General features: G+C 66.4%; 6 protein-coding genes and 2 pseudogenes. 6 read left to right on the top strand and 2 right to left on the bottom strand.

Annotation, left to right across the window (positions count from 1 at the left end):
- Positions 1 to 584 precede the first annotated feature (584 nt).
- From QZY48_RS09270 to QZY48_RS34730, 6 genes are all read left to right on the top strand, one after another.
- A complete protein-coding gene (locus QZY48_RS09270) occupies positions 585 to 1,769 on the top strand; it encodes a two-component system response regulator (protein WP_295430370.1) in 1,185 nt (394 codons plus the stop codon).
- 108 nt (positions 1,770 to 1,877) lie between these two features.
- Positions 1,878 to 2,963, top strand: coding sequence for a metallophosphoesterase (locus QZY48_RS09265; protein ID WP_295430368.1), 1,086 nt, complete (start codon positions 1,878 to 1,880; stop codon positions 2,961 to 2,963).
- Positions 2,964 to 3,187: 224 nt separating this feature from the next.
- Positions 3,188 to 5,422 carry an ATP-binding protein gene (locus QZY48_RS09260; RefSeq protein ID WP_295430367.1) on the top strand — a complete coding sequence of 745 codons (2,235 nt, stop codon included), beginning with the start codon at positions 3,188 to 3,190 and terminating at the stop codon, positions 5,420 to 5,422.
- Between the two features lie 4 nt (positions 5,423 to 5,426).
- Entirely contained in the window at positions 5,427 to 5,867 is a 441-nt protein-coding gene (locus QZY48_RS09255) for a response regulator (protein WP_295430366.1), read from the top strand.
- Positions 5,868 to 5,978: 111 nt separating this feature from the next.
- Entirely contained in the window at positions 5,979 to 9,140 is a 3,162-nt protein-coding gene (locus QZY48_RS09250; protein WP_295430364.1) for a response regulator, read from the top strand.
- A gap of 4 nt (positions 9,141 to 9,144) precedes the next feature.
- Positions 9,145 to 11,199 (top strand): HD domain-containing phosphohydrolase, encoded by a 2,055-nt coding sequence (locus QZY48_RS34730; RefSeq protein WP_366929661.1) that lies wholly within the window; start codon positions 9,145 to 9,147, stop codon positions 11,197 to 11,199.
- A 161-nt stretch (positions 11,200 to 11,360) separates the two neighbouring features.
- Here the strand turns inward: QZY48_RS34730 and QZY48_RS34725 are convergent.
- Both QZY48_RS34725 and QZY48_RS09235 read right to left on the bottom strand, forming a co-directional pair.
- Positions 11,361 to 11,420 (bottom strand): annotated as a pseudogene (locus QZY48_RS34725) (hypothetical protein); the annotation flags it as partial.
- A gap of 348 nt (positions 11,421 to 11,768) precedes the next feature.
- Positions 11,769 to 12,080 (bottom strand): annotated as a pseudogene (locus tag QZY48_RS09235) (hypothetical protein); the annotation flags it as partial.

The raw sequence follows: 12,080 nt of genomic DNA, 5'->3' as shown, positions 1-12,080 counted from the left end.
ATCGAAAAATCCGACCAGGATTACGACAACGACAACGACAACGACAACGACGTCCGGTCCGTGAGAACGTCCGGTAGCTGTAGCTGTAGGGTATGCATCGCGTACCCTACGACATGTGCGTTAACACATCAGTCCTGATCGCACCCCGGCGGCCGTGGCCGGCAGCGCCGGGCGCCCTCTGCAAACCTGTGGATAACTCTGTGGACGAAGGCCCACGGCAGGCGGGCAAGTCGCTCATTTCAGACTTCATTTTCCTTGGGGCGCAGCCGCCGCTTGCGGCAAAAGTTCTTATATAATAATCTGTTGGGATGTTGCTTCAATTGCTTGACGGGAAAGACCGCCGCGTTTGGTGCGTTTTTCACCGAAGGTCCCGGGTGTGCACAACCGCCGCGGGGGCAGGACCGGCGACGCTGCGACTTGTCAAGTCGCGCACCCTGGCGTTGAACTGCCGACGCAAAACCCGCAGCATATTACAACTTCACACAGCCGGGGCCACCCTGGAGCACGTCATCGAGACCACTAAGCCGCGCCACGCGGCCCTTGCGCGCCCCGCCGACATCGGCGAACTCAGTGAGTGACCCCACATGAGCAAGCCCATGCCGCCGCCCGCGGCAACCGTTCGTCCCGTAGACGAGCCGCCGGGGGCGACGCTGCTGATCGTCGATGACCAGCCGGAGAACCTGGCGGTGTTGGCGGAGATCCTCAGTGAACAACATCGGGTGCGGGCGGCGCGCTCCGGCCTCCAGGCCCTGCGGGTCGCCGCCTCGGCACCGCGCCCGGACCTGGTGCTGTTGGATATCATGATGCCCGCGATGGACGGCTTCGAGGTTCTGGAGCGGCTGCGGGCGAACCCCGTCACGCGGGCGATCCCGGTCATCTTCGTCACCGCCCTGGACGACACCCGCTCCGAGGTCCAGGGCTTGACGGCCGGGGCAGTGGACTATATCAGCAAGCCCTTCATCCCGGCGGTGGTGCAGGCACGGGTGCGGACCCACCTGGAGTTGAAGTGGGCACGCGACCGCCTGCGCGACCAGAATACCTGGCTGGAGCAGGAGGTCAGTCGGCGCATGGAGGAGAACACCATGATCCAGGAGGTCAGCATCCGCGCCCTGGCGCACCTGGCCGAGATTCGCGATCTGGAAACCGGCAACCACATCCTGCGAACCCAGGGCTATGTTCTGGAGTTGGCGGGTCGCCTGCGTCACCATCCGCGCTTCAGCGCGGTGCTGACCAACCATTTCATTGAGGTCCTGGTTCGCTCCGCACCCCTGCACGACATCGGCAAGGTCGGCATCCCCGACCAGATCCTGCAAAAACCCGGCCCGCTCGACCCGCAGGAGTGGGCAGTGATGAAGACCCACGCCGCCCTGGGTGCCGAGGCGATTGCCTGGGCCGAGCGCAGTATCCCCCGGCAGTTGGAGTTTCTCACCCTGGCCCGGGAGATCGCCCGCTGGCACCACGAGCGGTGGGACGGCCAGGGCTATCCCGACGGTCTGAGCGGTGAGCAGATCCCGCTGGCGGCCCGACTCATGGCGCTCGCCGACGTCTTCGACGCGCTGGTCTCGGCACGGGTCTACAAGAGTGCCCTGCCCTTCGCGGAGGCCCGCGAGATCATTGCCGAGGGCCGCGGCACCCACTTCGACCCGGACGCGGTGGAAGCCTTCCTCGCCGGGTTCGACGCCTTTGCCGCCATTGCACGGCGCTATCAGGACGCCGCGACCCATGCGGCCGGCCCGCCGGCCGTGACACCGGCAGTGCCGGCGCCCTGATGACCGGGCGGACCCCGGGGCCGCTGAGACGGTCGCGGCCCAGGAGGTCCGCCGTCCTGAGCCGGACGGGGCGCGGCCGGGTCCCGACCCCATGATAGGACCCACGCCATGAACCGAGCAGCGTCCGCGGCCGCGCCCCCGGGGGGGCCGATCGCCACCGTCCACCATCCGTCGGAGCCGGCCGCGCCGGTCGCGCCGCCGGCCCCGACCGGCCCGGACCGGGCCCCCGACCCGTTGGCCGGGCGGCTCGGGGCCGCCCTGGTGCGGATGCGCCGGGGCCTGGAGCAGGACTATCGCGACAGTATCGGGGCGCATCGCTACCGCTTCCTGGGTCTGGAGCGCTACCGCCTGACCCACCTCCTGATCGAACTGGGCGTGCGCGGCAGCGGCCTGTCCGCCCGCGGCCGGCGTAACGCCACCACGCTTACCTTGGTCGAACGCACGGTGCCCATCGCCGCCCTGCCCGGTCCCTTTGACGGGCTGCGTATCCTGCACCTCTCCGATCTGCATCTCGACCTGGACGCTTCGATCCTCCAGGCCATCATCGACCGGGTGCGCCCCCTCGACTATGACCTGTGCGTCCTCACCGGCGACTATCGGGCCTGGACCATCGGTCCCTTTGAGCCCGCACTCGCCGCCTTGGCCCGCTTGCGCCCCCACCTGCACGGCCCCGTCTATGGCACCCTGGGTAACAGCGACAGCATCGAGATGGTCCCGCCGATCGAGGCCCTGGGCATCCGCCTGCTGATGAACGAGTCCCTGCCCATCGAGCGCGGCGGCGAGCGGGTCTTTCTCGCCGGGATCGACGACCCCAACCGCTACCGCACCCACAACCTGGAGGCCGCCGCCGCCGCCATCCCGCCCGACGCCCCCGCGATCCTGCTGGCCCACGCCCCGGAGCCCTTTCGCGCGGCGGCCAGCCTGGGGTTCGCCCTCATGCTCTGCGGCCACACCCACGGCGGCCAGATCTGCCTGCCCGGCGGGTTCGCCCTGATCGGCCACTCCCGCGCCCCCCACTGGGTGCGCGCCGGCGCCTGGCGCTGGCGCCAGATGCAGGGCTACACCTCCCGCGGGGCCGGCAGCAGCATCATCGCGGCGCGCTTCAACTGCCCGCCGGAGGTCACCATCCATTGCCTGCGCCGCGCCGCGGCGGCGGATTGTGCGGGGACTGAATCGGCATATAGGTCTGGGTGACACGGTTGAGCCGGACGGCGGCGGGCGCGATGCGGGTCTGGTGTTACACTCAAGCAGCCGCGCGCCAGACTGCGTGCGCACGGACCCCAGATCCTAACCGGATCCTCCTGCGTGGCGATGGCCCTGCGGCGGCCGAACCGAGGTTGCAACGATCCTCGGGCAGGACCCGACGACCGACCGGGGCGCAGCCCTGCCCCTCCACCGCGTTCACTCATCGTGCCTTCATGCCAACCGCCTTAGATTTCTCCACCTGTGATCGCGAGCAGATCCAGTACGCCGGTGCCATTCAACCGCACGGCGCGCTGCTGGTACTGCACGAGCCCGCGCTGCGCATTGTCCAGGCCAGCGCCAACACCGGGGATTATCTGGGTCTCCCGCCCGCGGCCCTGCTCGGGCAAGGGATCGAGCGGCTGCTCGGCGATGAGGCGACCGCGGCCTTGCGCGCCCGGCTGGCGAGCCTCGACCTCTGCGGTATGCTCCTGCACCTGATGTCGGTGGGTACCACCGCGCGCAACGAACGCTTCCATCTGTTCGGCAATCGCGCCGACGGCCTCCTGCTATTGGAATTCGAACGACTCGATGAGCCGGCCCGCACTGGGGCGCCCGACCTCTATCAGGAGGTCCACAGCACCCTCCAACGGTTGCAGGCGGCCCCGTCGCTGCAGGAATTCCTGCAACTGGCCGTCGCGGAAATCCGCGCGCTCACCGGCTTCGACCGGGTCATGGCGTATCGCTTCGCTGCCGATGGCAGCGGCGAGGTCATCGCCGAGTCCGTCGCGGCGAACCGCGAGACCTATCTGGGGCTGCATTACCCCGCCGCCGACATACCGGAACCCGCCCGCCGGTTGTTCGCCCTGAGTTGGCTGCGCCACTTGCCCGATGTCGATTATGTACCGATTCCGCTGGTGTCGGCACCCACGGCACAACCCGCCGACCCCGTGGATCTGAGCTATTCGTTCCTGCGCAGCGTGTCGGTCATGTATACCGGCTACCTCAAGAACATGGGGGTCAAGGCCACGCTGGTGACCACCCTGCTCAAGGACGGCCGGTTGTGGGGCCTGATCTCGTGCCACCACGCGGCACCGCGCTACCTGCCCTATGAGACCCGCGTCGCGGTGGAGTGCCTCGCACACATGGTCTCGCTCCTGATGGGCGCGAAAGAGACCGAAGAACACTACGCCTATCGGCTGCGGCTGGGGGCGGCCCGCGGACAGTTGCTGGATGCCCTGCTCAAGACCGAGGCCTGCGACCGCGCACTGCTCGACGCCGGCCCCGAGTTGCTGACCGCGCCGCATGCCGACGGCGCCGCCTTGCTGAGCGAGGACCGCCTGCGCCTCTGGGGCCATACGCCCACCGAGGCCGAGGTCCGGGCCCTGGCGGATTGGCTCGCCACCCGCCAAGACCCGCATTTCGTCAGTCATCAGTTGGCCCTCGACTATCCGCCGGCGGAGCGTTTCCGCGCGGTCGCCAGTGGTCTGCTGGCGGTGCGCCTGTCCCCGGCTGCACCCGACGGCTTGCTGTGGTTCCGCCGTGAGCTCCTGCAGACGCTCCACTGGGCCGGCGACCCCCATAAGCCCGTCACCATCGACGACCACGACGACGAGGTCCGGCTGCTGCCGCGCACCTCCTTTGCACTGTGGAAGGAGACGGTCGGCGGCCAGGCGCACCCCTGGCTGGACTGTGAAATCGAACATGCCAATGAGTTGCGTCAGGGGATCCTCGAATTCATCATCGGCCACACCGAGCAACTGCGGCGCAAGAACACCGAACTGGTGCAGAGCAATCTGGAGCTCGATACCTTCGCCTATGCCGCCTCCCACGACCTGAAGGAACCCTTGCGCGGCATCCACAGCATCGTTCAATTCCTGCAGGACGACGACGGGGACCGGCTGTCGGACGATGGCCGGCAGCGCCTGGCAACGATCCTGCGCCTCACCCACCGGATGGATGACCTGATCGAGTCATTACTCCAGTACTCGCGGGTCGGTCGGATCGAGCTGGACCTGCAGCTGGTCGATCTCAACGCGGTGCTGCTGCAAACGCTCGAAGACCTGCAGCCCCTCCTGAAAAAGAACGCCGTCCAGGTGCGGGTGCAGGAGGCCTTGCCGCGGCTTCAGTGTGATCACGTGCGGGTGGCGGAGGTCCTGAGCAACCTCATCTCAAACGCCGTGAAATACAATGACAAGGCCGACCGGCAGGTGACGATCGGCTGTGATGCCACGCTCGACCCGCCGGTCATCTTCGTCCGCGACAACGGCATTGGGATCGCCCCCAAGCAGTTCGGGCGCATCTTCCAGATCTTCCGTCGGCTGCACGGCCGCGACGCCTACGGCGGCGGGGCTGGTGCCGGCCTGACCATCACCAGGAAGGCCATTGAACGCCACGGTGGGAGCATCTGGGTCGAGTCCGTGCCGGGTGAAGGCTCCACCTTCCGCTTCACCCTCGCGCGCCCGCGCTGACACCATGCCTGAGCAACATTCCCGCCCGCTGCTGATTGTCGAGGACTCGGATGAGGACTTCGCATTGACCCGCTGGGCCTTGGGCCGCGCCGGCTGTGAGCGACCGCTGCTGCGCACCACCCGAGTGGATGACACACTCGCGCTGCTGTGTCCATGCGCGCTGCCACCGCAACCGGAGCGGGTTCGCCCCTGTGCCGTGTTGCTCGACCTCAATCTGTCGGACGGCACTGGTCTGGAGGTACTGGAGGCCCTGCGCGCCGATCGCGCCGATCGCCCCTTGCCCATCGTCGTCATGACGACCTCAAAGAACCCGCGCGACATCGCGCAGTGTTACCGCCTGGGCGCCGCCGGCTATCTCATCAAACCCATGGAACGGGACCTGTTTGCGGAGCAAATGCACGCCTTCGTACGCTATTGGTTTCAGGCGGTGGCACTGCCGCTTTAGGAACGACGCAGGAATTGGTTAAACATGACGACCACGGCGCGGAAGGAAGCACCTAATTTAGGGTGTTTACTTTTTTATTGAACCGTTGCTTATCCGAGACAGTAAGACCCAATGCCCGACACCCGCCCGACCGTATTGATCATCGACGACAGCCCCGAGGATACCGAGACGGTCCAGCGCTGGTTGCGGGATACCTTTGACGTCATCACGGCCGAGCGCGGTGAGCGCGGACTCGCGATGGCTGCGACCCATAGCCCGGACCTCGTACTGCTGGACTACCAATTGCCCGATATGACCGGGCTGGATTTCTTCGACGAGCGCGGCCCGGGGCATGACGAGGACTACGCGGTCATCATGCTGACCGGCAATACCGATGTCGCGCTGGCGGTCGAGTGCATGAAGCATGGCGCCCACGATTTTCTGATCAAGGGACGTTTCGGCGCGGACGAGCTGCGCCGCGCGGTGGCCAACAGCCTCGACAAGGTCGATATGCGGCGCCAGGTGCGGGCGCAGCAACGACAGATCGAGCAATCACTGGCCCTGGTCGAAGAGCTGAATCGGACCCTGGAGCAACGCGTGGCACAGCGCACCCAGGCCCTGTCGGAGACCAACAGCGAGCTGCGGCGTGCCCAGACGGCGTTGAGCGCGAGCGAGGCGACGGCCCATGCCATCGTCGATGCCTCGCCGGTGCCCCTGGCGATCGGCGACGCGACCCAGACCTTCGCTTATCTCAATCCCGCCTTCACCACTACCTTCGGCTATACCCTGGAGGATATTCCCGACCGGGCGCACTGGGAGCGGCTGGCCTATCCCGATCCGGACTATGCCCAAGCGATGAGAAATGCCTTCGACGCCCATCTGGCAGGGGTCGGAAAGCAAGGCAAAGTGAGCGCGGACCTGGAGGTCGCCATCCGCTGCAAGGACGGGGCGACACGCATCGCGATGGTTCGCAAAACAATCCTCAACGAGGCGCTGGACGGGCGGCATCTCGTCACCCTCTATGACGTGACCGACCTGTTGCAGGCGCGGCGCCTGGCCGAAAAGGCGACACGGATGAAGTCCGAGTTCCTGGCCAATATGAGCCACGAGATCCGCACGCCGCTGAACGCGGTACTGGGCTTCTGTTATCTCCTGGAGCGCCAACCGCTCGGCGACCCGGCGCGCGACCTGGTCCTCAAGGTTGCCCAAGCCGGCCGCTCGCTGTTGATCCTCATCAACGACATCCTGGACTTCTCCAAGATCGAGGCGGGGCACCTGGATATCGAGTCCGAGTCCTTCAGTCTGTCGGCATTGCTGGATGATCTTGCCGCGCTCATGAGCGCGTCCGCCGACGACAAGCATCTGGAGCTGATCATTTGCCCGCCTCCCGCCGGCATACCCGATGCGCTGATCGGCGATCAGGGGCGCCTTCGGCAAGTCTTGGTCAATCTGCTCGGCAATGCCATCAAGTTCACCGAGCGCGGTGAGGTCGAACTGCGCATCGCTGTGGAGTCCGCTGACGAACACGGGGCGCTGCTGCGTTTCACGGTGCGCGACACCGGCATCGGCATCTCCCCCGAGCAGCAGGCGCAGATCTTCTCGGCCTTCGCCCAGGCCGACACCAGCATCAGCCGCCGCTTCGGGGGCACCGGGTTGGGACTGGCCATCACCCGGCAATTGGTCGTTTTGATGGGTGGTGATCTGGGGGTCAAGAGTGCGGTCGGCCGGGGCAGCGGATTCTGGTTTTGGCTGCCGTTGCCCTACGACGCCCAGGCGCAACCCATGCCGACGGGGCTGGCCCCGCTGCACTTCCTGGTGGTCGATGACAACCCTACGGCCGGTGCCGCGCTGGTCAACACCGTGGCCCGCCTGGGTTGGACCGCCGACCTGGTGAGCTCGGGCGAGGCCGCGCTCAGGCAGGCGCAGGCGCACCTGGATCACCAGCGCGTCTATGATGCGCTGCTGCTCGACTGGCAGATGCCGCAATGGGATGGGCTCGCCACCGCCCAGGCGCTCTCCGGCCTGCTGCGGGAGCGGATCGAACCATCCCGGCGGCCGTTGATCGTCATCATGGTGACCGCCTCTTCGCGCGATGAACTCTTGGCCCAGCCCGGCATCGACGCGGTGGATACGGTGCTCAGCAAGCCGGTCACCCCATTCGCCTTGTATAACGCGATCACGGAGGCCGTCAACCGACGCCAACCGGGACTGGTGTCGGCTCAACCCAGGCCCGCGCAGACCCAGCCGCGGCGCCTCCTTGGGGTGCGCGTCCTGGTCGTGGATGACAGCGAGATCAATCGCGAGTTGGCGCAGCAAGTCCTGGAACTCGAAGGCGCGGTGGTGGTGTTGGCCAATGACGGCCAGGAGGCGGTAGACTGGTTGCGGGCCAATCCGCGGGCGGTGGACATCGTGCTGATGGATGTGCAGATGCCGCGCCTGGATGGCTATGCGGCCACGCGTGTGATTCGTGCGGACGCACGCTGGAAAGACCTGCCGATCCTGGCACTCACCGCCGGTGCCTTCCAGACGTTGCGCGATGCCGCCCGGGACAGCGGCATGAACGACTTCATCGCCAAGCCGTTCGCCATCGATCAGATGATGGCCCGGATTCAACGCTGGACCGGCTGCCGGCCCGAACCCCCGGCGGCGCTTGCTGCGGCGGCGGGCGAGTTGCCCCGCGAGTCCTGCCCGGCCGACCCGCTGCCGACCTTGCCGGGCCTTGACCTGATCGCGGGCCTCCAACGATGGCGCGCGCTTTCGACCTACCGGACCTATCTGAAGAAGTTCGTCGCCGACTATGCCTCCGCGGGATTGGATATCGCCGCCGCGGTGCGGCAAGGCGACCGTGCGGCCGCCGCGGCACTGGCCCATAAGCTCATCGGTGTGGCCGCTACCCTGTGTCTCCCGCGGGTCGCCGGGCTCGCCCGGCAACTGAATACGCAGCTGAAGGCGGGCGAGCCGAGCGAGGCGTTGACCGCGCAAGTGCAAACCGCCATCGACGAGGCCTGCTCCGGTATCGAGGATTGGACCAGAACGGCGGGGTCGACGCCCACCGAAGTGGCCGTCGCTGACGCTGATCGCAGTACTGCGCAGGCGCGGTTGAACCAATTACTGCGGGCGCTCGCCGAGCATGATCTCGACGGCGCCGAGGCCGTGCTGGCGCAATTGCAGGGTCTGGTGGCAGAGGTCCCACTCACCGCGCTGCACTCACATTTGACCGATTTTGATTTTCACGCCGCCGAGTCATTGACAAAAACGCTGCTGTCTGACCGGACCAATGCGATACAGGAGTGATGCAATGCTGCCCGACCCCATTCTCATCGTTGATGATGAGCCTGTCAATCTCGCGATCTTACGCGAGATCCTGGCGCCCGACTACCGTCTGATGTTTGCCTGCGGCGGGGTCGAGGCCCTGAGCCTGGCGCTCCAGCATCACCCCGCGCTCATTCTGCTCGATATTCAGATGCCGGAAATGGACGGCTACGCGGTCTGTCGGGCCTTGAAGGCCGATCCGCAGACCGCGGGCATTCCGGTGATTTTCGTCACCGCGCTGTCGGACCTGGCTGATGAGGGAATCGGCTTCGCGGCCGGCTGTGTCGATTATCTGAGCAAGCCGGTGGCGGCGGAGATCGTACGGGCGCGGGTGCGTAATCACCTGTCGCTGGTGCAGGCTACGGCATTGGAGGCGAGTTGGCGCGACGCCGTGGTCATGCTCGCCAGGGCCGGACATTACAATGATTCCGATACCGATACCCATATCTGGCGGATGGCCGCCTTTGCCCGCCAACTGGCCGCGGCGCGGCATTGGTCAAGGGCGCGTTGCGAGCTGCTCGAACTGGCGGCGGCGATGCACGATACCGGCAAGATCGGTATCCCCGGAACCATCTTGCGCAAACCCGGCGCCTTGGATGCCCGGCAGTGGGCCGTCATGCAGGGGCACAGTGTTGCCGGGTTTGAGATCCTGTCCGGCAGCGCCGCACCCCTCTTTCAGTTGGCAGCCGAGATCGCACTCTATCATCACGAACAATGGGACGGCAGCGGCTACCCCCAGGGGCTGCGCGGTGAGGCCATTCCCGAGTCGGCACGCATCGTCGCCGTGGCTGATGTGTTCGACGCACTGACCATGACCCGGCCCTATAAGGAGGCCTGGCCGCTGGAGCGGGTCGTGGCGACGCTGCACGCGGGCGCCGGCACCCATTTCGATCCATCCGTGATCGCGGCCTTTACGGCCTGTCTGCCGCAACTCCTGGAGCTCAAGGCCGAGTGGGATCAGCATGACGCACTGGCGCAGGACGGCGGTCGCACGGCAATGACGAAACAGCTCGATCGCATTGCAACAGCGCACCATCTGAAAATGCCAGGCCCGATTCTCATTGTCGATGATGATCGCCTGACGCGGGGCGTACTGGGCCATATTCTGGAGCGCGACTATCACCTGTTGTTTGCCCGCAGCGGCGCTGAGGCCCTGGCCCTGGCGAGCAGCGATCACCCCGCGCTCATATTGCTCGACATCCAGCTCCCGGACCTCGACGGCTATGCGGTGTGTCGGGCCTTGAAGGCCAATCCGCAGACCGCGGCGATTGCGGTGATTTTCGTCACCGCACTGTCCGATCGCGGTCATGAAGCGAGCGGTTTCGCGGCGGGCTGCGTCGATTATCTGACCAAGCCGGTGGCGGCCGGGATCGTGCGGGCGCGGGTGCGTACGCACCTGTCGCTGGTGCATACCGGGGAGTTGGAGAAGAGCCGTCGCGAGGCGATCGACATGATCGCCAAGGCCGCCCATTACCACGATCCCGACACCGGCACACAACTGTGGCGTATGGCCGCCGTGGCCCGGCAGTTGGCCGCGGCGGCGGGTTGGTCTGAGGCACGTTGTGAGCTGCTGGAACTGGCCGCGCCACTGCACGATACCGGTATGATCGGCATTCCAGACGTGATGCGGCGCACGCCCGGGGAATTGGAGCCGGAGGAGTTGACCGCCATGAAGACGCACTGTGGTATCGGTTTCGAGATCCTGTCCTACAGCGACGCACCGCTGTTTCAGTTGGCCGCCGAGATTGCCCTCTATCATCACGAAAGATGGGATGGCAGCGGGTACCTGATGGGGCTGGCCGGGGAGGCCATTCCGCAAGCGGCACGCATCGTCGCCATCGCCGATGCCGTGGCCGCGCTCACCATGAGCGGGCCCGACCAGGCGGCCTGGCCGGTCGAGCGGGCGCTCGCGACCCTGCGCGCGGGTGCCGGCAAGCAGTTCGATCCGGCCTTGATCGCGGCTTTGGAGACCTGTCTGCCGCGCATCCTTGAAATCAAGGCCGCGTGGGGTGAGCGCGAAGGGCCGGGGCGGCCATCATAGCTCATCGATTCGCGACGACTCCCGGCAGGGCCTGGGTCCGCGGCAGTCCTTGATCGCGGTGCCGGCCCCACGCAGGCCGTGCGGGGTGCGATGTTCCGCGCGGGCCGATTGCCGGCAAACGTCGCCGCAGTTGCCCCGGTGTCGCTTCCGGCATCGGCCTGCGCACCCCGCTCAAGCAGTAGCTGTACCACCTCGCGATGGCCTTGCCTGGCGGCAGCCATCAATGCGCAGGGTTCCGTCAAAGTCCGGCGGTCCGGCGTAGCGGCGGGGACCGCCGGGGGTGCGAAGTGCGCTGGTGACGGGCGGGCGGTGGCGGTGGCGAAGACGATCGCGGGGTTGGGCGAGGCGCACGAAGGGGAAATGCGCGGGCGCAGGCGAGCGCGAGCCTCCGCCGGAGCGGCCGTGCGTCAGCATCAGCGGCCGTCGGGTGTCAGACGCCGATAGCGGCCAGGGCGCGGCGCGGTTGGTGAGCGAACTGGGCCGGACGGGGCATCCGCCCCGTCCGAAACGTTTTTTCCGGACCTGCGGGCTCATGCCAATGATCGGCGACGGAATAACTCAAGTCCGGGTCACGACAGAATCCCGACCTCCAGCGGCGAATCCGGATTTGCCGAAGACCAGACCCAATGCTCAGCCCGGGCCACGTAACCCTTGCGCACCGGATTCTCATGCACATAATTGAGCTTCTGCACATAGAAATCAGGATTCTCGATCTTCTTCGGCGCATTCGTATCCATCCACAGTCGATAGGTCCCCGCGTCATCGACGAATAACTTAAGGACGCTCGGCTCGGTGGCCGCGATATTCTCCTTCAGTTGCTTGGACGTGAAATAGGTCCCGGCATTCAGGTCCACTGGCACGCGGCGTGAGGGCATGATGTT

It is taken from the genome of uncultured Thiodictyon sp. (genome assembly GCF_903828115.1).
Classification (GTDB): Bacteria; Pseudomonadota; Gammaproteobacteria; order Chromatiales; family Chromatiaceae; genus Thiodictyon.
Note: the sequence above shows the minus strand (reverse complement) of the source record. Positions and strands in the feature narration are given on the sequence as shown.